The organism is Ottowia sp. (assembly GCF_046348305.1).
Taxonomy (GTDB): Bacteria; Pseudomonadota; Gammaproteobacteria; order Burkholderiales; family Burkholderiaceae_C; genus Ottowia.
On record NZ_JAXMEM010000007.1, the window covers coordinates 1 to 18,655 of the forward strand.

23 protein-coding genes and 2 pseudogenes are annotated in these 18,655 nt (G+C 69.9%); 9 read left to right on the forward strand and 16 right to left on the reverse strand.

Going from position 1 to position 18,655, the window contains the following annotated elements; all coding sequences use genetic code 11:
- Positions 1-288, forward strand: a 288-nt coding sequence (locus U1F38_RS09270; protein ID WP_409986775.1) for a hypothetical protein, incomplete at its 5' end; no start/stop codon positions are given.
- A gap of 143 nt (positions 289-431) precedes the next feature.
- Here U1F38_RS09270 and U1F38_RS09275 read toward each other — a convergent pair.
- The 3 genes from U1F38_RS09275 to U1F38_RS09285 all read right to left on the reverse strand — a co-directional run bounded on the left by U1F38_RS09275 (position 432) and on the right by U1F38_RS09285 (position 2,482).
- The gene (locus tag U1F38_RS09275) at positions 432-1,187 is read right to left on the reverse strand and encodes a hypothetical protein (protein ID WP_409986776.1); all 756 of its coding nucleotides are present in this window, start codon (positions 1,185-1,187) and stop codon (positions 432-434) included.
- A gap of 86 nt (positions 1,188-1,273) precedes the next feature.
- Positions 1,274-1,699 carry a cupin domain-containing protein gene (locus tag U1F38_RS09280; RefSeq protein ID WP_409986777.1) on the reverse strand — a complete coding sequence of 142 codons (426 nt, stop codon included), beginning with the start codon at positions 1,697-1,699 and terminating at the stop codon, positions 1,274-1,276.
- Positions 1,700-1,771: 72 nt separating this feature from the next.
- Entirely contained in the window at positions 1,772-2,482 is a 711-nt protein-coding gene (locus U1F38_RS09285; RefSeq protein ID WP_409986778.1) for a dienelactone hydrolase family protein, read from the reverse strand.
- Between the two features lie 225 nt (positions 2,483-2,707).
- Here U1F38_RS09285 and U1F38_RS09290 point away from each other — a divergent pair, with 225 nt between their 5' ends.
- The 3 genes and pseudogenes from U1F38_RS09290 to U1F38_RS09300 form a co-directional block, all read left to right on the forward strand.
- Entirely contained in the window at positions 2,708-3,319 is a 612-nt protein-coding gene (locus U1F38_RS09290; protein WP_409986779.1) for a LysE family translocator, read from the forward strand.
- Between the two features lie 194 nt (positions 3,320-3,513).
- Positions 3,514-3,767 (forward strand): annotated as a pseudogene (locus tag U1F38_RS09295) (hypothetical protein).
- Between the two features lie 17 nt (positions 3,768-3,784).
- Positions 3,785-3,969, forward strand: a pseudogene (locus U1F38_RS09300) (VOC family protein); the annotation flags it as partial.
- A gap of 11 nt (positions 3,970-3,980) precedes the next feature.
- Here U1F38_RS09300 and U1F38_RS09305 read toward each other — a convergent pair.
- The gene (locus tag U1F38_RS09305; protein WP_409986780.1) at positions 3,981-4,826 is read right to left on the reverse strand and encodes an aldo/keto reductase; all 846 of its coding nucleotides are present in this window, start codon (positions 4,824-4,826) and stop codon (positions 3,981-3,983) included.
- Positions 4,827-4,900: 74 nt separating this feature from the next.
- On the opposite strand from U1F38_RS09305, the gene U1F38_RS09310 reads away from it, so the two are divergent.
- Entirely contained in the window at positions 4,901-5,188 is a 288-nt protein-coding gene (locus tag U1F38_RS09310; protein ID WP_409986781.1) for a DUF1330 domain-containing protein, read from the forward strand.
- 134 nt (positions 5,189-5,322) lie between these two features.
- A complete protein-coding gene (locus U1F38_RS09315) occupies positions 5,323-6,066 on the forward strand; it encodes a glycine zipper domain-containing protein (RefSeq protein WP_409986782.1) in 744 nt (247 codons plus the stop codon).
- Between the two features lie 133 nt (positions 6,067-6,199).
- On the opposite strand, the gene U1F38_RS09320 is transcribed toward U1F38_RS09315, so the two are convergent.
- The 6 genes from U1F38_RS09320 to U1F38_RS09345 form a co-directional block, all read right to left on the reverse strand.
- A complete protein-coding gene (locus U1F38_RS09320) occupies positions 6,200-6,604 on the reverse strand; it encodes a phage holin family protein (RefSeq protein WP_409986783.1) in 405 nt (134 codons plus the stop codon).
- Positions 6,605-6,780: 176 nt separating this feature from the next.
- Positions 6,781-7,731, reverse strand: a complete 951-nt coding sequence (locus tag U1F38_RS09325; RefSeq protein ID WP_409986784.1) for an oxygenase MpaB family protein — start codon at positions 7,729-7,731, stop codon at positions 6,781-6,783.
- Between the two features lie 279 nt (positions 7,732-8,010).
- Complete coding sequence (locus U1F38_RS09330; protein WP_409986785.1) at positions 8,011-8,322, reverse strand: chaperone modulator CbpM; 312 nt, start codon at positions 8,320-8,322, stop codon at positions 8,011-8,013.
- Between the two features lie 29 nt (positions 8,323-8,351).
- A complete protein-coding gene (locus U1F38_RS09335) occupies positions 8,352-9,347 on the reverse strand; it encodes a DnaJ C-terminal domain-containing protein (protein WP_409986786.1) in 996 nt (331 codons plus the stop codon).
- A gap of 68 nt (positions 9,348-9,415) precedes the next feature.
- Complete coding sequence (locus tag U1F38_RS09340; RefSeq protein WP_409987019.1) at positions 9,416-10,324, reverse strand: DMT family transporter; 909 nt, start codon at positions 10,322-10,324, stop codon at positions 9,416-9,418.
- A 154-nt stretch (positions 10,325-10,478) separates the two neighbouring features.
- Positions 10,479-11,006: a flavin reductase family protein gene (locus U1F38_RS09345; protein WP_409986787.1), complete on the reverse strand. Its 528-nt coding sequence runs from the start codon at positions 11,004-11,006 to the stop codon at positions 10,479-10,481.
- Between the two features lie 55 nt (positions 11,007-11,061).
- Here U1F38_RS09345 and U1F38_RS09350 point away from each other — a divergent pair, with 55 nt between their 5' ends.
- Positions 11,062-11,850, forward strand: a complete 789-nt coding sequence (locus tag U1F38_RS09350) for an alpha/beta fold hydrolase (RefSeq protein ID WP_409986788.1) — start codon at positions 11,062-11,064, stop codon at positions 11,848-11,850.
- Positions 11,851-11,974: 124 nt separating this feature from the next.
- On the opposite strand, the gene U1F38_RS09355 is transcribed toward U1F38_RS09350, so the two are convergent.
- Positions 11,975-12,397 (reverse strand): universal stress protein, encoded by a 423-nt coding sequence (locus U1F38_RS09355; protein ID WP_409986789.1) that lies wholly within the window; start codon positions 12,395-12,397, stop codon positions 11,975-11,977.
- A 73-nt stretch (positions 12,398-12,470) separates the two neighbouring features.
- Positions 12,471-13,301 (reverse strand): metallophosphoesterase, encoded by an 831-nt coding sequence (locus tag U1F38_RS09360; protein ID WP_409986790.1) that lies wholly within the window; start codon positions 13,299-13,301, stop codon positions 12,471-12,473.
- A gap of 198 nt (positions 13,302-13,499) precedes the next feature.
- On the opposite strand from U1F38_RS09360, the gene U1F38_RS09365 reads away from it, so the two are divergent.
- Together U1F38_RS09365 and U1F38_RS09370 are read left to right on the forward strand one after the other, a co-directional pair.
- Positions 13,500-13,649 carry a hypothetical protein gene (locus U1F38_RS09365; RefSeq protein WP_409986791.1) on the forward strand — a complete coding sequence of 50 codons (150 nt, stop codon included), beginning with the start codon at positions 13,500-13,502 and terminating at the stop codon, positions 13,647-13,649.
- Positions 13,650-13,688: 39 nt separating this feature from the next.
- Positions 13,689-14,138, forward strand: coding sequence for a hypothetical protein (locus U1F38_RS09370; protein ID WP_409986792.1), 450 nt, complete (start codon positions 13,689-13,691; stop codon positions 14,136-14,138).
- 152 nt (positions 14,139-14,290) lie between these two features.
- Here the strand turns inward: U1F38_RS09370 and U1F38_RS09375 are convergent, their stop codons facing one another.
- The 4 genes from U1F38_RS09375 to U1F38_RS09390 form a co-directional block, all read right to left on the reverse strand.
- Entirely contained in the window at positions 14,291-16,171 is a 1,881-nt protein-coding gene (locus U1F38_RS09375) for a phosphoenolpyruvate carboxykinase (GTP) (RefSeq protein WP_409986793.1), read from the reverse strand.
- 159 nt (positions 16,172-16,330) lie between these two features.
- Positions 16,331-16,468, reverse strand: coding sequence for a hypothetical protein (locus U1F38_RS09380; RefSeq protein ID WP_409986794.1), 138 nt, complete (start codon positions 16,466-16,468; stop codon positions 16,331-16,333).
- An 82-nt stretch (positions 16,469-16,550) separates the two neighbouring features.
- Complete coding sequence (locus U1F38_RS09385) at positions 16,551-16,973, reverse strand: PaaI family thioesterase (protein WP_409986795.1); 423 nt, start codon at positions 16,971-16,973, stop codon at positions 16,551-16,553.
- The gene (locus tag U1F38_RS09390; RefSeq protein WP_409986796.1) at positions 16,970-18,487 is read right to left on the reverse strand and encodes a mechanosensitive ion channel; all 1,518 of its coding nucleotides are present in this window, start codon (positions 18,485-18,487) and stop codon (positions 16,970-16,972) included. Before U1F38_RS09390 ends, U1F38_RS09385 begins: the two co-directional genes overlap by 4 nt.
- Positions 18,488-18,655: the final 168 nt, after the last annotated feature.

Here is an 18,655-nt window from a genome sequence, read left to right on the forward strand (position 1 = left end):
TTGGCCCAGGCCCCCGCGGCCGCCCCTGAAACCAATGCGGACATGGCGCGCGGCAACCAGGCCCAAGCTGGGCACGCCACCAAGGCAGAGCGGCAGGCCGCCCGCAAGAAGCGCCTGGCTGGAACCGGCACCCCTGAAACCAACGCCGCGATGGCAAAAAACGCTGAAGGCAAGGGCGGCAAGGCCACCAAGGCCGAACGTCAGGCCGCCCGCAAGAAGCGCCTGGCCGGCCCGAGCACCCCGCCGGAAACCAATGCCGACATGGCAAAAGACGCCAACAAGAAGTGAGTTGCCGGCGGCCCACCGCCCGGCCCGACTCGGACGGAGCGGCTTGCGCCGACAAGAAAGCCAGCCACCAGGCTGGCTTTTTTCATGGTGTCGCGCGATCGCAACGGTCAAGCAACGGTCGAGTCACAGGCTCCCGGGCCGATTCATCGGGCAGTGGCGGCAGCAGCCTCCGGCAAGGCCACGCAGTGCGCGCCGGGCACACCGCCCTCCAGTACCACGCCCAGCAGCAGCACGCGGCGCAGGCCGGGCAGGTAGCGGATGTCGGTTTGCGGCGCGGTGTAGGCCGGCGTGTCGCGCAGCCGCTCGGTCAACTGCACGCTGCGGCCGGAGGGCCGGTCGGTGATGGCGAGCATGCGGGTGCCGGTGTACAGCGCTTGCTGAATCGGCCCTTCGCTGCCGAAGAAGCCACCGCGCACGGTGCGCACGCGTTGCTTTCCCGCAAAAGTGATGTTTATTCGCAACAGGCCGTCCGTGCTGGTGCAGTCGTCGGCAAAGCCGCTCGCGCAGGTCATGGGCAGCAGCTCGTTGTGTTGCACCACGCGCACGCCGGGGGCCTTGACGTCGGCCATGGGCACGCTGACCAAGCGTGCGCAGGCGGGCGTGGCCTCCACGCGCCAGGCGGCTGCCAGCGGGTGGTCGGCAATGCCATGGCGCGGCACGCCCAGGCCTGCGGCCACCCAGTAGGTGGGTGGCTGCGCCTCGTCGTGCAGCAGCGCCGAGCTGGGCCACGGTGGCATTCGGCCCGGGATGCGCTCCACGGCCAGCGCTTGCAGGGGCAGTGCGTTGGCGTTGCCGGGTGCCCACTCAAAGCCGCCCGGCATGGCCAGCGCGCCGGCGGATGCGGCCAACAGGCTGGGGGCAATGCCCAGCCACCGCAGCAGCGGTGATCGGCGGTTCATGGTTTGGCCTTGGGCGCGCTCGGAAGATCGGTCCGACACCGTTTCTGGCGGTGATTCGCCACCGCACGGTCGATCCGAGGCGCCGGCTACTGCTCGGCAATGACGTCGATGAACACCAGCGGCACGCTGCCGGTGTTGGCCAGGCCGTGGCTCTCGCCCTTGCGCACGATCGTCACGTCGCCGGCTTTCACCGGCACATCGCGCCCGTCCTTGTCCTTGAACGTGCCCTGGCCCGAGACGATGATGTAGGTGTCCTCGTTGGTGACGTGCGGGTGATAGCCGATCGAGTCGCCCGGCGCCAGCGTGAGCCAGCTGATCTCCTTGATCGCCTGGTCCTTGGTGGCCTTGTCGCGCGTGAAGGCGTACTCGCCCACCAGCACGCCGTGGCCGCCGGCGGGCTTGTCCTTGTTCAGATGGATCAGCTGCTCCTTGGTGAACACGTCGGCATGGGCGCTGGCGGCCAGGCCAAGGGCCAGCGCGGCGAGGGCCGCGGCGCGGAGGGTTGCATGCATGAGCATCTCCTGGGTGGATGTTGGCCGCACGATGATAGTGCCCCGTGACGTGGGCGCGCGCCGGCCCGCACGCTACTTGGCCGCCTCGGCCGACAGGTCTTGCCTGAGCTGCGCAATCGTCCGCTTCATCGCGTCCTGCGCGGCGGGCACGTCCTTGCGCGACGCGTTGGGCAGGTTGAAGCCGTGGCCCACGCCCTCGTACTCCTTCAGCGTCAACATGGGGGGCGATGCGCTGCCTGCTGCGTCGGCCAGCTTGCGCGCGGTCTCGATCAGGCAGCAGTCCTTGTAGGTGTCGGCCGTGCCGGCAAACATCTGGATCGGTACCTTGATGCGGGTGACGTATTCGGCCGGGTCCTTGATGAAGGAGGTCAGCGGGTAGCCGGCGACCACGGTGGCCACGGTCTCGGGCATCCTGGCCGCATAGGCGATGGCGACGCCGCCGCCCAGCGAGTAGCCCACCACGCCCACCTTGCCGGGCAGCGCGTGGGCGCTGGCCTGGGCGCGTGCGATGACGTCCTTGAGCATGGCCAACGCGCGGTGCGTGTCCTTGATCCAGAAGTCGTTGCCGTCCACCAGCACGGTGTAAAAGCCCGCGTCGGCCAACTGCTGCGCGGTGGCGACGTAGTTGGGCATGCCCGTTTGCCCCGAGATCAGCACCACCACGCGCCCCGAGCCGGACGCGGGCGCGAATTCTTGCTGCTTGGGCGCGCCCTCCTGGGCGTTGGCGAACAGGGCGCACGCGGCAAGCGCAGCAGCGGCGAGCAGACGGATGGGTTTCAGCATGGCCTGGGCTCCTGGAGGGGGTTCCACTTGTCGCGGGGATCCGGAGGCTGCGTCGGGCGGTGCCGCCAGTCAGGCGCTGGGCGGCGCAGTCCAAGGCTCGGGCAAGTCGGGAGTCGAATGGTAGGTCTTCGCACAGTCTTCGTCTACACCCGGCGCGCGGCCTGCTGCGCACGCCGCCGGCACGCCGCACAATGGGGCAGTTGGCACACCGCGCGGCGCTTGCACATGGCATTCGACACTTGGCTCCTGTATCTGCTGGCCTCCATCGGCCTGTCGCTCTCGCCCGGGCCCAACGGCCTGCTGGCGCTCACGCACGGCGCGCTGCACGGGCGGCGCAAGACGCTGTTCACCATCGCCGGCGGGGCGCTGGGTTTTGTGGCCCTCATCGCGCTGTCCATGTTCGGCATCGGCGCGCTGCTCCAGTCCTCGCTGACCTGGCTGGCGGTGCTCAAATGGGTGGGCGGCGCGTATCTGATGTGGCTGGGCATTCAGGTGTGGCGCGCACCGCCGGTGGCAGCGGCCGATGGCGCAGCGCCGGTGCAAGCCAGCGGCGGCGCGATGTTTCGCCAGGGCTTGCTGTCGGCGGTGAGCAACCCCAAGGCCTTGCTGTTCTTTGCCGCCTTCCTGCCGCAATTCATCGACCCGCACGGCAGCCTGTGGCTGCAGTTTGCGCTGCTGGCGGGCACCTTCATGGCCACCGAAATCATCACTGAATACGTGCTGGCCAGCGCCGCGCATCGCATCCGGCCTTGGCTGGTGCGCGTGGGCCGGCGCTTCAATCGGGTGTGCGGCGGCGTGTTCATCGCCATCGGCGCGGCGCTGCCGCTGCGCGGGTGAGATGAAACACCCTCAGTCTCCACTCGCTGCGCGATGTTGCGCCCACCCTGAAGGGGGCATCGCCAGTGGCCGGGAAACCCCGGCCACGGTGATCGCTGGCACGGCCTGCTCCGCGGCCCTTCGGTTCTTTGAGTTTTTTGCGCGGCGAATGATGCGTCGCGTCACGGGATGCTGAGACTTTGGGAACGACGGGCATGAATGATTCACCGCGCTACTGGTTCCCGGCCAAGCGTTACGGCTGGGGTTGGGGCTTGCCGACGGCGTGGCAAGGGTGGGTGGTCATGCTGGTCTTCATCGCCTTGCTGGTGATGGGGGCGATTTGGCTGCCGCCCCGCGCGAGTTGCTGGCCTTCCTGATCTACACGGCCGTGCTTTGGGCCGCACTGCTGGCGGTGTGCTGGGTCAAGGGCGAGCCGCCGCGCTGGCGTTGGGGAGACCCGCCAAAATGAAACCGCGCGTCACCGTCATCACCCTGGGCCACAACGTCGGCTCGCGCGCCGGGTGGATGCGGTGGTGGCGCGCGGGGCTGCGGCGGGGGCGCTCATCGTCAAGCCTGCGCACGACACCTTCTGGGGTGGCTATGGCGGCTACTTCCAGGACCCGGACGGGCACCTGTGGGAAGTGGTGTGGAACCCGGCGTGGGATTCGTGAACCGCGCCGGGTCAAATCATCGGCAAACAATCAGGCTGGGGCCCGCGCGGGAAGGCGGCGTCGATGCGGGCGGTCTCGTCCTCGCTCAGCACCAGCGCGCCGGCGCCGGCGTTGTCCTCGGCGTGCACGGCGCTGGCGGCCTTGGGGATGGTGAACACGCCCGGCTGGCGCACCAGAAAGGTCAGCGCGACCTGGCGCGGCGTGGCGTGGTGGGCGACGGCAATGTCGGCCAGCACGCGCCCACCGGGTGATGTGGCGCGCGGAAATTCGCCATGGCCGAAGGGGCTGTAGGCCACCACGGCCACGCCGTGCCGCCGGCACCAGGGCGTGACGGCGTGCTCGATGGCGCGCTCGCCCAAGTGGCAGAGCACCTGATTGCAGGCGATGCGGCCGGGGCCGGCCACGGCCAGCGCCTCGTCCAGATCGTCCACGTCGAAGTTGCTCACGCCCCAGGCGCCGATCTTGCCGTCCTGACGCAGGCGCTCGAAAGCGGCAAAGGTTTCGGCCAGCGGGTGGGGGCCGCGCCAGTGCAGCAGATAGACGTCCAGATGGTCGGTGCCCAGCGCGCGCAGGCTGCGCTCGCAGGCGGCCACCGCGCCCTGGCGCGAGGCGTGGTGTGGCAGCACCTTGGAGACCAGGAACACCGCGTCGCGTCGCCCGGCGATGGCCTCGCCCACCAATTGCTCGGCGGCGCCGTCACCATACATCTCGGCGGTGTCGATGTGCGTCATGCCGCGCTCGATGCCGCGCTGCAATGCCGCGACGGCCTGGCGGCGATCACCCGACTCGATGAACCAGCTGCCCTGGCCTATGACCGGCACGCGGCGCCCGGTGGGGCCGAAAATCTCGTGTTTCACATTCAACTCGCTTTCGTGACACAGTGAGGGAGCCCGCGTTGTTCGCGGGAGAACGACCGATCAAAGGAGTCCGCATGAGCATGGCCTATGTGGTGGGTCACATCACCGTCAAGGATGCCGACAAGTGGCAACAATACCAAGCCCGCGTGCCCGCCACGCTGGCGCCGTGGGGCGCTGAGCTGGTGTTTCGCGGACAGAAGGCAGCGGTGTTTGCCGGTGCCATGCCCCACACCGACATCGTGGTGATCCGTTTTGCCGACGCGCAGGCGGCCGAGAACTGGTTTCACTCCGGCGCCTATCAGGCCCTGCTGCCGCTGCGCGCGCAGGCGGCCGACGTGGTGCTGACCTCGTATCGGGCCTGACGCCGTGCGCTTGCAATTTGTCATGCCTGCCGTGTTTCGTTTGGGTAAAGCCTGTCTGCGCGCGGGCGGGCGACATCGTTGAAAGGACATGCGCCGCCGCGGCACGCGAGCGGGCGCACGAAAGGACAGAAATCATGAAAACACGATCTGCTGTCACCTTGGCCGCGCTGGGCGCGGGCGCCTGGATGCTGGCCGCGCCCGGCGCCTGGGCGCAGTCGCTGGTCAATGCGCGCGTGCTGGCGGCCGCGCCGGTGTACCAGAGCGTGCCGGTGACCCAGTGCGCGCCCGCCTACGGGCAAACCAGTGGCGCGGGCGCCGCCGTCGGCTCCCTGCTGGGCGCCGTGGTGGGCAGCCAGTTCGGCAGCGGCGGCGGCCACTTTGCCGGGGCCGCCGTGGGCGCGCTGGGCGGCGCGCTGCTGGGCAACGCGGCCGAGGCGCAACAGGCCGCCTACGGGCGTTGCCGCACGGTCTATCAGCAACGCCTGACGGGCTATGACGTCAGCTACGAGCTGGACGGCCAGACCTGGCACACGCACACGGCGCAGGCCCCCGGCGCCTGGATTGCAGTGCCCGTGGCGGCCGGTGCGCCGGACGCCGGACCGGTGCAGACCTACCCGGCGCCGCCCGTGGCCAGCTATCCGCAGCCCGCGCCGGTGGTCACGGCCCCGCCGGCCTATGCGTCGCTTGAGCCGCAGCCCTATGTGCAGCCGTACGCGCAGCCCTACGTCCAACCCTACACGCAGCCCGTCGGCACGCCGGTCTATGTGCGGCCGGCGCCGATGTTCATCGCGCCGGTGGGCGTCAACCTGTCGGTGGGCGGCGCCTTCGGTCACCACGGCCGCGGCGGCTGGGGCGTGAGCGTGGGCAACGGCTGGTGAGCCGAAACCCGGGGCGCCATCAAGTCGATCGCCGATCGCGCCGGATGCATCGGCGCGTCGCCTTGGTTGGCAAAAATGGGTGCTGACGCTTGCCCATCAAGCGCAACAAGCTATCAAATAAATAGTATTCGGGTCAGATCCAGCCCTCCGGTCCGGGGCTGGTCCGGATCGTGAACTCGGGTGTTCCGCCCAGCACGAAGGTGCCCAGCACCAGGCTCAACAGGGCCATGAAGATGCTGGCCCAGAACGCCGTCCAGAAGCCGTCCAGGTGAAAGCCCCGCACCAGCTTCGCCACCAGCATCAGCACCAGCGCGTTGATCACCAGCAAAAACAGCCCGAAGGTGAGCAGCGTGAGCGGCAGCGTCAGCAGCACCAGCAGCGGCCGCACCACCGCATTGGCCAGTCCCAGCAACAGGGCCGCCACCACCAGCGCGCTGCCGCCGTCAAAGCGCAGGCCCTTGAACACATGGCTGGCCACCCACAGGCCGAATGCCGTGATGGCCCAGTGCAGCAGGAAGGGGGTGAGGTTGGCGAGCATGGGTCGAAGGCGGTTTGGACAGAGCAGACGCCCGTATTCTGCCCGTTGCGCCTGGGGGGCGTGCCTTGGGCGGGCCAAGGCTTGGCGCGGGTCAGCAGCGCGTGCCTCCTGTGGGGCGATGCGCCGCGGCCGATCGATGCAGGCCTGTGCAAGGGCGCGGTGTTCTCATCACGCGCTCACTCCCACCGGAACAAGCCCGCGTAGTCGGCGCCGGTGCGCCGGCAGGCGCGCCAGGCCAGGCCGCCTTCGGCCATGGCGCCGCGGATGCTGGGGGCGAGCAGCTGCAGGGCGCGCGCGGCGGCGCGCTCGCGCAGGCGCTGCAGCGGCGTGCGGCCCATCAGCGCCAGCGCCCAGTCGGGCAGCAGCACGGCGGCGGCGCCGATGAAGACGTTGCGGCTGAGGCCGGCCATCGGGATCGGCAGGCGCATGGTGCGCAGCACGCGCAGCACCTCGCGCGTGCGCTCGTCAAACACCAGCTCGGCGCGCGCGGCGGCGAAGAAGGCGTCGAGCGCGGCGCGCGACCTGGGCACCTGGCGCGCGCCCAGTGCCTCGGCGATGCGGGCCATCTCGTCCAGGTAGCGGTCCTGCTGCGCGAGCGGCATGCCGGCGCGGCAATAGGTCTGGTAGGCCTGCAGAAAGCACCAGCATTCGGCGCAGTGGACCCAGGTGAGCAGGTGCGGGTCGTCGGCACTGTAGGCGCGCCCGTCGGCCGCGACGCCGCGCACGCCGTGATGGATCTCGAGCACGCGCGCGATGGCCGCCTCGGCGGCAGCGCGCGGAGCGTAGGTGGTGCGGCTGACGAATGCGGTGGTGTTGCGCAGCCGGCCCAGGATGTCGGTGCGAAAGGCCGAGTGGTCCCACACCCCGGCCAGCGCCAGCGGGTGCAGCGACTGCAGCATCAGCGCCGCCAGGCCGCCGGCCATCATGCTGGGGAAGTCCGCGTGGATCTTCCAGGTGACGCTGTCCGGCCCGAACAGGCCCGCGTCGCCCACGGGCGCGTCGTAGTCGGCGGCCGGCGCGCTGCGGCTGAGCAGCGCCACCACCTGCCGCTGCAAGAGGCGGCGCAGCGGGCGCGGCACGATCATCACGCCCGGCAGCCGCGGCGCGGCGGCGCGCTTCTCGGTCATGGGGCGGTCGTTGCCGGGTATCCTGAGTTGGAGGTTCGTTGAACGGCAAATCGATCGGGATCGGTGTCGGGCAAGGCGCAAACCGCAGCCCTGGCCGTGGCGATGGCGAGGATTTGCACCGCCGCATGGCGCCGATCGCCGGGTGACTTGTTCATCGGATTTCCAATTCAGGACACTGGCATGCAAGGCAATCTACCAGCCTGGACAAGGCCGGGTCGGCGCTGTGGCCGGCGGCCTTGCCCATCGGATCGGCGCGTGCCGTCGTGGTCATGGCGGTCTCTAAAGATCGCCCAACTGGCGCCGCAGCCGCGCCACTTCTTCCATCAGGTCGGCGGCCAGCGCGGCCAGTTGCGGGTCGGCGTCGTAGGTCTGCTCCAGCTGCACGATGCGGCGCGCCCGCACCAGGGTGGTGCTGGCAAAGCGCCAGTCGGCGGCGGCGTGGCCATGCTGGGGCTGGAGCACGCCGGCCTGCACGTGCGTGAGCACCCACTCGGGCGTGACGCGGCAGCACTGCGCCAGCTCGTGCAGGCTCAGCGCGTCGTCCAGCAGCTCGATCAGCTCGGCGGGGACGGTGATGGGCGAAGCGGTCATGGGGGTCGTCTCCAAAAGCGTCGCTCGGCTCATCCGGCCGTGCGCGGGTCGAAACCCGGATAGGCCTTGGCCAGCGCCTGCCAGGCCGCTTTTTGCTCGGGCGTGATGGCGCCGGGCACGGCGGTTTCCAGCAGCAGGTACAGATCGCCCGGCGTGGCGTCGGCCTTGGGCGCCGGGATGCCGCGGCCCTTCAGGCGCAGCTTGCGGCCAGTGCCCGAGCCTGCCGGCACCGTCACCTCCACCGCCGTGCCCTCGGGCGTGGTGACGGGCACCTGCGCGCCCAACGCGGCCTCCCAGGGCGTCACGCGCAGGCGCTGGGTCACGTCGCGGCCGTCGATCTGCCAGCGCGCGTCGGGCGTGAAATGCAGCTCCAGCAGCAGGTCGCCCGCCGCGCCACCGTTGAACCCCGGGCTGCCCTGGCCGGCCAGGCGGATCAGCTGGCCCTCCTTGACGCCCTTGGGGATGCTGACCTGCAGCGTGCGCTCCTCGGGCACCACGTGGCCGTGCTCGTCCAGCCGCGCGCCGCGCAGGCTGATCTGGCGCGTGGCGCCCAGGTAGGCGTCGATCAGCGCCAGCTCGATGCGCGCGTGCTGGTCTTCGCCGCGCATGCTGGCCTGCGCGCCGCCGCCGCGCGGATGGCGGCCGGCCTGTGCGCGGCCGAACATCTGCTCGAAGAATTCGCTGAAGTCCGCGCCGTCGCCGCCAAAGGACGCGCCCGCGCCGGCCGGCCCGCCCTGGGTGAATTCGTAGCCCGCGTTCCAGCCCGGCGGTGGACGCACGTCGTCGCCCGAACGCGCCCCCTGCGCCCAGGCCTGCGCACCCACGGTGTCGTAGGCCGCGCGCTTTTCGGCGTCGCCCAGCACGGCATAGGCCTCGTTGACCTCGGCCATGCGCTGCGGCGCGTCGGCCGCCTTGCTGACGTCCGGGTGGTACTTGCGCGCCAGCTTGCGATAGGCCTTCTTGACCGCGTCGGCGCCGGCCGCCTTGTCCACGCCGAGGATCTGGTAGTAGTCCTTGAATTCCATTTGCCGATTGCCTTTCGCGCCGTGGCGCCCTCACGCGGGCCCGGCGCTCCATGAAGCAAAAAATGGGGTCATGTGCCGGCCTTTGCAAGCGCGCGCCGGTTGACCAGCATGATGCCGGCGGCCACCAGCGCGAGCGCCAGCACCAGGCTGGGCGTGACGGGCTCGCGCAGCCACAGGGCGCCGGCCACCAGCGCGAAGATGGGGGTGAGAAACACGAAGGCCGAGATCTTGGTGGCCGGGTAATGCACCAGCAGCCACATCCAGGCCAGATAGCTGGCAAAGGCGCCCACCGCCGTTTGCAGCAGCAGCGAGCCGGTGGCAAAGGCGCTCCAGTGCCACGTCCAGGGTTCGCCCAGCGCCAGCGACAGCAGCGGCAGCGTGACGGCGCTCACGCTCACTTGGTAGAACAGCGCCTTCTCGGCGCTCACCCGCGCGACGGCCGTCGACCGGATGGTCACCGTGGTCAGGCCCCACATGACGCCCGCCAGCAGCCCCAGCAGGTCGCCGTGCGCGCTCACGCCCGGCTCGGGGTGCAAAAAGCCCTCGCGCAGCGCAAACGCCACGGCCGCAAAGGCGCAGGCCAGCCCCAGCCACTGCGTGCCGCGCAGGCGTTCGGCCGGCACGAACAGCGGCAGCAGCAAGGCCACCCAGAACGGCGAGGTGTACAGGAAGGTCGTCAGGCGCGAGGCCGTGGTGTACTTCAGCCCCAGGTACATGGCGGCAAATTCGCCGGCAAACAGCAGTCCCACCAGCAGGCCGGGCCACAGCGAGCCGTCGCGCCGGAACAAGGCCACCCCGCGCCAGCGGCACCAGCCCCACAAGACGACCGTGGCGCCGACAAAGCGCACGCCGGCCTGAAACACCGGCGGCAACTCGGGCAGCGTGGCCTTGACCAGCACCTGCTGAAAGCCCCAGAACAGGCAGCAGGCCAGCAGCACGGACGTGGCGCGGCTGTCCAGGTGCTCGTGGCGGACGATCGCGGTCACTGGACGACCCTCCGCGCAGCGCGCTGCGGGGCTCGCGCTTGGGAGCGGCCCGGTGTGCCTGGATCGACCGCCAACCCGACGAGCCGGCTCGCCACCGCGGCGCTCGGCTCATGCTTCAAACAACCGGGGGTTGACACAGGGTGTCTCATGGCTTGGGCCGCGTGTGCAGCGGATGCTCGGTGTAGTAGCGCCCGCCATGAAACAGCAGCGGGGCGGCGCCGGCGCGGTGCGCGCAGTGCTCGACCTGGCCGACGAAGATCACGTGGTCGCCCTCGACGTAGCGGCTGCGGTTGGAGCATTCGAACTGCGCCGCCGCGCCCACGATCAGGGGCGCGCCGCCCGGCCCCGGCTGCCAGGCCACGCCGGCCCAGCGCTCGGGCATGCGTGCGGCAAAACGCTCGGCCAGCGCCAGCTGGTCGGCCGCCAGCACGTTGATGGCGTAATGCGTGCCGGCGCGAAACACCGCCAGCGCGGCCGAGCGCCGGCTCAGGCTCCACAGCACCAGCGGCGGATCGAGCGAGACGGAATTGAACGAATTGGCCGTCAGCCCCACCAGCTGGCCGTTGCCGCCGCGCGCGGTGACCACCGTCACGCCCGTGGCGAACATGCCCAGCGCGGCGCGAAAGTCGGTCGGCAAAAACGGGGCCGTGGTGGCGGCGGCAGGCGGAGGCATGGCTTGCGGCCATGATAGCAAGCGCGCCGCGCCCGCGCTGACGTACCATGCGCCCATGCCGCTGCCGACCTTCAGCACGCTGGGCGCGGGCCCCCTGGTGCTCCTGCTGCACGGCTCGGGCGGGGGCTTTCGTTCGTTCGCGCCGCAGGTCGAGACCCTGGCCAGCCTGGGCTGGCGCGCGGTGGCCTGGGACATGCCGGGCTACGGCTACAGCGCGCCGATCGAGCCCTACACCTTCAAGGGCCTGGCCGAGCGCTGCATGGCCTTGATCGAGGCGCTGGTGCCGGGCGGCGGTGCGGTCACACTGGTGGGCCAGGGCATGGGCGGCATGGTGGCGCAGGAGGTGACCCTGCGCCGGCCCGACCGGGTGGGCCGGCTGGTGCTGGCGGCCACAGCCGCCGCCGTCGAGCCGTGCGACGCCTACGCCGCCTGCATCACCCGATGTCTGGACGAGCTGGACACGGACGCGGACATGGAGCGTATCGCCGCCGGCGTGGTGGCGCGCCTGAGCGGCCCGCAGGCGCTGCCCGAAGGCCTGCAACTGGCGCGCTTTTGCCAGGCCCAGGTGCGCGCGGCCACCTGGCGGCGCGCGCTGGCGGCCATGCTGGGGTTCGACCGGCGCGCGGCGCTGGCCCACATCGCCGTGCCGACCCTGCTGCTGGCCGGCGCGCACGATGCGGTCACGCCGCCGGCGGTGCTGCGCGCGATGGCCGTGGCCATCAAGGGCAGCGCGCTGGTCGAACTGCCCGGCGTGGGCCATCTGCCGCATCTGGAGGCGCCCGATGCGTTCGATCGGGCGCTGCTGGACTTTTTGCGGGGGGCGCAGCCGGCGCGCGTGCATTGAACGCGGGCAGGCGCCGTCGTCCGTCGGGTTCGCTGCGCGGACCCGACCTACCGCCAGGCCAAGTGCGTCGCCGATCCCGCAGGTCGGGCTGAGGAACGAAAACCCGACGGGCGCTTCCCCGACGTCAGCGCACCAGCAGCACCGGCACCTTGCAGCGCGCCAGCACCTGGGTGGCGACTGAGCCCATCACCAGGTTGCCCAGGGCGCTCTGGCCGTGCGAGCCCATGATGACCAGGTCGAACTTGCCGGCCTCGGCAAACCGGGCGATGGTCTCGCCGGCGGGGCCCACCTTCCAGGCGGTCTTGGGCTTGAGGCTCTGGCGCGTCAGGTACTTGACCACCGGGTCGAGCACCTTGGCCGCTTCGTCGGCGTGGTAGCTGTCCACCGTCTCCTTGCCCAGCGCGGCGCGGGCACGCGGCGGCAGCGCCGGCTGCACCGTCAGGGCCGTGATCGAGCTCACGTCGGCCAGGAACTCGGGGTGCGCGGCCAGGTAGGCCAGCATCTTCTTGGTGAACGGGCTGCCGTCGACGGCCAACAGGATCTTCATGCGAAACCTCGGGTGGGGTTGGGGAAGCAGCGCCCACTGTAGCGCCTGCCCGGCGCTGCGAGATTGATGCGTGTCAATTGGTGGCCAGCACCTCGGCCGTCAGCGTGGGCACAAAGCCGGCCTGCTCGCCCTTGGCGGCGTAGCCCAGCGGGTTGGCCAGCACGCGGCAGCGCCCCGCCTGGTAGTCGTGCGCGCAGTGCAGGTGGCCGTGCAGCCACAGGTCGGCATGGGCAAACCACGCGTCCAGGGCGTTGCAAAAGCCCGCCGTGGCCGGCGTCAGGCCATAGCGCGCGTCGTTGCTGCGCAGGCTGGGGGCAAAGTGCGTGATGACGACCGTGGGGCCGTCGAAGGGTTGCTCCAGCGCCGCGCGCAGCCAGGCCTGGCATTCCAGCGCCAGCTCGCGAATGGATTCGGCCAGCCAGGGCTTGCCGTGGCGCAGCGCGCCGGCCTGGCGCAGGTAGTGGTTGGCGGCGCGAAAGGCCTTGTCGCGGGCCTGCGCCTGTTGCGCGGCCGTGGTGGCGGACCCGTGCGGGATCAGCGCGTCGAAGTCGCTCCACAAGGTGGTGCCCAGCAGGCGCACGCCCTGAAACACCCACTGTTCGCGCTCCAGCCAGCGAATGCCCAGGCGCTCGCACGTGGCGCGCAGGCGCGCGTGCGTGGTGTCGAAGTCCAGGCCGTCGTATTCGTGGTTGCCGGGCACGTAGAGCACGGGCGTGGGCCAGCCCGCGAGCGGCGAAAACCGCGCCAGGCCGAAATCCGTGTCGCCCAGCGCGGGCAGTTGCGAGCCGCGCTGGTACGAGCCGATGTCGCCGGCCAGCACCAGCAGGTCGGCATCGGGGACGGGCTGCGGGGAAAAACCCGGATTTTGCTCCAGATGGAGGTCGGACAGCAGTTGAATCTTCATGGGACGCGGGGGCAATCCATAGCCATGGCAAATGAAAACCCTGAGAGCAATCGGGATTGGAGCAAAGACTCTAAGGGTTAACCCTAGGGTCTCCGTAAAATCCTGTCCATCGGCTACGAGCCACTTAGCGAGGATGCCAACCGAAACCCGGGAAGGCGTAAATGTATGCGGAAAGCATTAATTCAGTATCTGAAATCTTTGTTCGTTGAACGCCCGGGCCTGGCGCAGCGCCGTATCGGGCTGGCCAGCAACCTGCTGGAGCGCGCCGAAGTCTGCGCCGGCCGTGACCCGCAGCGCGCCGCCGAGCTGCGCAACGCGGCCATGGCTTATCTGGGCGTCGTGCGCTGAAGCGCCGCCGCCCCCTTTTTTGACGAATGTGAGAGCACCATGACAAACAGCACCTTGTCCCTGAATCCCAATGTTTTTGGCGACACCTACACGTACGTGAGCAGCGCCCGTCTCAACCAGTGGCACGCCGAGCAGGCCGAGCGCCGGCATCAGGCCGCGCAGGCCAAGGCCGCGCTGCGCCAGCAAACCCGCGAGCAGGAGGCCCTGGAGCTGGGCGCGCTGGGCACGCCCCGCGTCGACCATTGGTTCCAGAGTCCGGCGCGGCGCCAGCCGGCCGCGCAAGGCACGGCGGGCATGGCGTGGATGGACCACTGGTCCACGGACACGGCCTCCACCGGCCTGCGCGCCCGTTGGGCCGCCTTGCGCAGTCGCTGGGCCCGCGCCCGTGCCGACGCCGAGCTGCGTCGCGTGGCCGAGCAGGATCCGCGCGTGATGCGCGACTTGCAGGTGATGAGCGACCTGGCCGAGTGGAACCCGGCGCAGCGCTGAGTCCCAGCGCCACCGTGGCGGCTTGACCCGTCGCCATGCTCGTGCTTGCAGCAGCCGCCCTTGAGGCGGCTGTTTGTTTGGCGGAAGCGGGGATCGCACGATCCGCCATGAAAAAAGCCGCCCCGCGGGCGGCTTTGTGAAACCGATGGGGATCAGTGGGCCGACTCGAAGCGCTCCTCGAGCGTGCGGCGGGTCTGGGTCAGTGCCGCGGGCAGTCCCTGGGCCAGGCGCGTGAACAGCTCGTCGTGCAGCTTGAACTCCTCGCGCCAGGCGGCGGTATCCAGCCCGGTGACGGTGGCGAACTGCGCGGCGTCGAAGGCCAGTCCGTTCCAGTTGATCTCGCCGTAGGCCGGCGCGATGCCGAAGGGCGTCGCTTGGCCTGCGGCGCGGCCCTCGATGCGGTCGATCATCCAGCCCAGCACGCGCATGTTCTCGCCGTATCCGGGCCACACGAAGCGGCCGCCCTCGTCCTTGCGGAACCAGTTGACGCAGTAGATGGCCGGCAGCCGGGCGCCCTGCGCATGGAGCTTGGCGCCCATCTGCAACCAGTGGCCGAAGTAGTCGGCCATGTTGTAGCCGCAAAACGGCAGCATGGCGAAGGGGTCGCGCCGCACCACGCCCTGCGCGCCAAAGGCGGCCGCCGTGGTTTCGCTGCCCATGGTGGCGGCCATGTACACGCCTTCGGTCCAGTCGCGCGCCTCGGTCACCAGCGGCACGGTGCTGGAGCGCCGGCCGCCAAAGATGAAGGCGTCGATCGGCACGCCGGCCGGGTCGTCCCAGGCCGCATCGAGCACCGGGTTGTTGGTGGCCGCCACCGTGAAGCGCGCGTTGGGGTGCGCCGCCTTGCGGCCAGCCTTGGCGTCCTCGGGCGTCCAGTCCTGGCCCTTCCAGTCGATCAGGTGCGCGGGCAGTTGGCCGCCGTGGTCCTTTTCCATGCCCTCCCACCACACGTCGCCGTCATCCGTCAGCGCGACATTGGTGAAGATCACGTCCCGATCCAGGCTGTGCATGCAGTTGGGGTTGGTGTGCAGGTTGGTGCCCGGCGCCACGCCGAAGTAGCCCGCCTCGGGGTTGATGGCGTACAGGCGCCCGTCCGCGCCCGGCTTGATCCAGGCGATGTCGTCGCCGATGGTGGTGACCTTCCAGCCTTCGAAGCCTTTGGGCGGCACCAGCATCGAGAAATTGGTCTTGCCGCAGGCGCTGGGAAAGGCCGCGGCCACGTGGTATTTCTTGCCCTGGGGGTTGGTCACGCCCAGCACCAGCATGTGCTCGGCCAGCCAGCCCTGGTCCTGCCCCATGCGCGAGGCGATGCGCAGCGCCAGGCATTTTTTGCCCAGCAGCGCATTGCCGCCGTAGCCCGAGCCGTAGGACCAGATCTCGCGCGTCTCGGGGTAGTGCACGATGTACTTCAGCTCGGGGTTGCAGGGCCAGCTCGTGGCGTCCTTCTGGCCCGCGGCCAGCGGCGCGCCGACGGTGTGCATGCAGGGCACGAAGGCGCCGTTTTCGCCCAGCACCTCGACGGCGCCGCGGCCCATGCGCGTCATCAGCTTCATGTTGACGGCCACGTAGGCGCTGTCCGACAGCTCCACCCCGATGTGCGCGATCGGGCTGCCCAGCGGGCCCATGCTGAAGGGCACCACGTACATGGTGCGCCCGCGCATGCAGCCGTCGAACAGGGGTTCGAGCCTGGCGCGCATCTCGGCCGGCGGCGTCCAGTTGTTGGTGGGGCCGGCGTCCTCCTGCCTTTCGGAGCAGATGAAGGTGCGGTCCTCGACCCGCGCCACGTCGGAGGGGTCGGACCAGGCCAGGTACGAGCCCGGGCGCTTGGCCGGGTTCAGGCGCTTGAAGGTGCCGGCGTCGACCAGTTGCTGACACAGCTGCTCATATTCCGCCTGGCTGCCGTCGCACCAGTGGATGCGGTCGGGCTTGCACAGCGCGGCCATGCGCGCGACCCAGTCGATCAGCGCGGCGTTCTTGACGTAGTCCGGGGTGTTCAGATCCTGCATCTGGCCGGGCTGCACGGGGGCGTTCATGAGAGGGCTCCTGATATGAAAAATCGTCTTTCCGAAAGCGGTGCTGCCTTGGGAAAGAGGACTTGCGGCAAGGCCCGTCGTGGACGGGCCTTGCTATTGATTCAAGAGCTGGTTGCGCAGCGTGGACGTGGGCTGCGGCGTGATTGACCTATATTTGGGTCAACCCATGTGCACGGCGATGAAGGCCAGCAGAAAAATCACGATCGCGCCGTAGATCGGCAGGGCCAGCGGGATCTTGTGGGTGACTTCTTCGATCGGATCGACCGGGTGCGCGTCGTCGTGTGCGGGGGCGGACATGGCTTTGCCTCTTGGGTTTTCGGTGTTGCGTTGAATGCCTGATTTTACCGGCGGATGCAGCGTCGGGGGCGGCTGGATGTTTTTACAGCAGGGCGTAGGTGGTGCTGGCGCGGCAGGCGCTCTTGCCGTCTTTGCTGCCGGCGATCTCGATCTCGCCAAAGGCCAGCGCCTTGCCGGCGCGCAGCACGCGCGCGTGCACCCGGGCGTCCTGCGCCGACAGCGGGCGCAGGAAACTGCTGTTCATCTGCACCGTGGTGCAGGGGCGAAAGCCGCCGAAGTGCTGCATCAGCGCCAGCACCATGGCGGTGTCGGCGGCCGCCATCATGGCCTGGCCGCACAGCGTGTCGCCCTGGCGCACCAGCGCGGGGGTGAGCGGCAGGCGCAGGCGCACGCCCTCGGCGTCCGCGGCCTCCACGCGCAAGTCCAGCGCTTGCACCCAGGGCGCGAACAGCTCGGCCAGCGCCTGTTGCAAGGCCGCGGGGGTGATGATGGCCGGGCTGCTCACGGCTGGGGCGGCTTGCGCTCGTCGGCGGGCTGGGTTTGGGGGAAATCCGGCGCGTCCTGCTCGCGGCACAGGTGATCGACCCAGCGCGAGGCCAGGCGAGCGGCCGCCTCGCGCCCGCCCAGCCCGAAGGCCAGCGCCAGCGCCACGGCGACGGCGCCCAGCGTCAGGCCGAAGGCCAGATTGACGATGTCATCGGCAATGCCCATGGCGCGCAGGCCCATGGCCAGCACGATGCCCAAAATGGCCAGCCGCGCCACGCGCGCCAGCACCCCGTTGGCGCTGTTGGCGCGGATGATGGCGGCAGACGCCAGGTTGGCCAGCATGAAGCCGACGATCAGGATCACCGAGCCCAGCAGCACGTCGCCGGCAAACTCGATGAAGGTGGTGATGACGTCCGAAAAGCGCGCAAAGCCCAGTTGGTTGCCCGCCTCGACGGTGGCAAACAGCATGGCAAAGATGAGCGCGATGCGCCCCACCAGGGAGGACGGCGCCATGCCGCGAAAGGCGTGCTGCAGGTCCAGCCGCGCGGGCAGGGTATCGAGCCCCACCGTGGCCAGCAGGTTGGCCAGCAGGCGCGAGGCAAACGAGGCCACCATCCAGGTCACCACCAGGATCAGCCCGGCGCCGACGATGCGCGGCACCGCCTCCATCAGCATGGCCAGCATGTCGGTGGCCGGCTGCGAGATGGCGTCGATCCTGAGCGCGTCCAGCGCCGCGATCAGCGCCGGCACGAAGACGACGATGAACACCAGCAGGCCCACCAGGTTGGAGATCTGCACCGTCTCGGCCAGGCCGGCCTTTTGCCCCACCTGGTCGGCGCCGGCCGAGCGCAGCAGGTTGGTGGCCAGGTTGCGCAGCACCATGGCCACGATCCAGCCCACGCCGCCGATGACCAGCGCGGCCACCACGTTGGGCAGGATGTCCAGCGCCTTGGTGGTCATGGCGCGCAGCGGGTCGAGCAGCCCCTCCATCTGCAACGCCCCCAGAATGGCCGGCACGAACAGCAGCACCACCAGCCAGAACAGCGCGTTGGACAGGCTTTCGCTGATGGGCGAGATGTTGGCGTGCTCGGACAGCTGTTCGTCCAGCGTGGTGCGGTCCAGCACCTTCTGCGTGATGCCGCGCACCAGCGTGGCCACCAGCCAGGCCAGCAGCGCCAGCAGGCAGGCGCCCAGCACGCGCGGGGCGTATTCGAACAGCTGCGTCGTCAGCGCCGCGAACGAGCCCGACACCGCCGGCAGATTGAGCGCGTTGAACATCGCCGCCAGCGTGAGCAGGATCACCACCCAGAACAGCGCCAGCCCCACCACGCCCTCGATGTCGGCCTTTTGCCCGGTGGTGCCGGCAAAGCGCGCGTTGATGCGCAACGCCCCCAGCGCCTTGCGCGCGCCGGCCTTGACCAGCGCGGCGACGAACCAGCCGACGATGAAGATCGCCAGCGCCCCCAGCAACTGCGCCAGGTTGGCGCCCAGGGCGCCCTGCAGCGCATCCCACAAGGTATTCAAACGATCCATTCGGCAAATCTCCGGCGTGTATCCGAGTGTAGGGTCACGGCCCATGATGACGGCAGCGCCCCGCTGCGTCAACCGCCGGGCGCCATCGCGCATTGTGTGCGTCCGCCCGCATCGGGCGGGTGTGCGCTGCAAACCACAGGCGGCCGATGGCCCGGTGGGGCGCGGTAT

Excerpts from the sequence above, each read along its gene's own strand:
- U1F38_RS09275 (WP_409986776.1), bottom strand. The coding sequence starts at position 1,187 with ATGAACCGCCGATCACCGCTGCTGCGGTGGCTGGGCATTGCCCCCAGC.
- U1F38_RS09280 (WP_409986777.1), bottom strand. The coding sequence starts at position 1,699 with ATGCATGCAACCCTCCGCGCCGCGGCCCTCGCCGCGCTGGCCCTTGGC.
- U1F38_RS09285 (WP_409986778.1), bottom strand. The coding sequence starts at position 2,482 with ATGCTGAAACCCATCCGTCTGCTCGCCGCTGCTGCGCTTGCCGCGTGC.
- U1F38_RS09290 (WP_409986779.1), top strand. The coding sequence starts at position 2,708 with ATGGCATTCGACACTTGGCTCCTGTATCTGCTGGCCTCCATCGGCCTG.
- U1F38_RS09310 (WP_409986781.1), top strand. The coding sequence starts at position 4,901 with ATGAGCATGGCCTATGTGGTGGGTCACATCACCGTCAAGGATGCCGAC.
- U1F38_RS09315 (WP_409986782.1), top strand. The coding sequence starts at position 5,323 with ATGAAAACACGATCTGCTGTCACCTTGGCCGCGCTGGGCGCGGGCGCC.
- U1F38_RS09320 (WP_409986783.1), bottom strand. The coding sequence starts at position 6,604 with ATGCTCGCCAACCTCACCCCCTTCCTGCTGCACTGGGCCATCACGGCA.
- U1F38_RS09325 (WP_409986784.1), bottom strand. The coding sequence starts at position 7,731 with ATGACCGAGAAGCGCGCCGCCGCGCCGCGGCTGCCGGGCGTGATGATC.
- U1F38_RS09330 (WP_409986785.1), bottom strand. The coding sequence starts at position 8,322 with ATGACCGCTTCGCCCATCACCGTCCCCGCCGAGCTGATCGAGCTGCTG.
- U1F38_RS09335 (WP_409986786.1), bottom strand. The coding sequence starts at position 9,347 with ATGGAATTCAAGGACTACTACCAGATCCTCGGCGTGGACAAGGCGGCC.
- U1F38_RS09345 (WP_409986787.1), bottom strand. The coding sequence starts at position 11,006 with ATGCCTCCGCCTGCCGCCGCCACCACGGCCCCGTTTTTGCCGACCGAC.
- U1F38_RS09350 (WP_409986788.1), top strand. The coding sequence starts at position 11,062 with ATGCCGCTGCCGACCTTCAGCACGCTGGGCGCGGGCCCCCTGGTGCTC.
- U1F38_RS09355 (WP_409986789.1), bottom strand. The coding sequence starts at position 12,397 with ATGAAGATCCTGTTGGCCGTCGACGGCAGCCCGTTCACCAAGAAGATG.
- U1F38_RS09360 (WP_409986790.1), bottom strand. The coding sequence starts at position 13,301 with ATGAAGATTCAACTGCTGTCCGACCTCCATCTGGAGCAAAATCCGGGT.
- U1F38_RS09370 (WP_409986792.1), top strand. The coding sequence starts at position 13,689 with ATGACAAACAGCACCTTGTCCCTGAATCCCAATGTTTTTGGCGACACC.
- U1F38_RS09375 (WP_409986793.1), bottom strand. The coding sequence starts at position 16,171 with ATGAACGCCCCCGTGCAGCCCGGCCAGATGCAGGATCTGAACACCCCG.
- U1F38_RS09380 (WP_409986794.1), bottom strand. The coding sequence starts at position 16,468 with ATGTCCGCCCCCGCACACGACGACGCGCACCCGGTCGATCCGATCGAA.
- U1F38_RS09390 (WP_409986796.1), bottom strand. The coding sequence starts at position 18,487 with ATGGATCGTTTGAATACCTTGTGGGATGCGCTGCAGGGCGCCCTGGGC.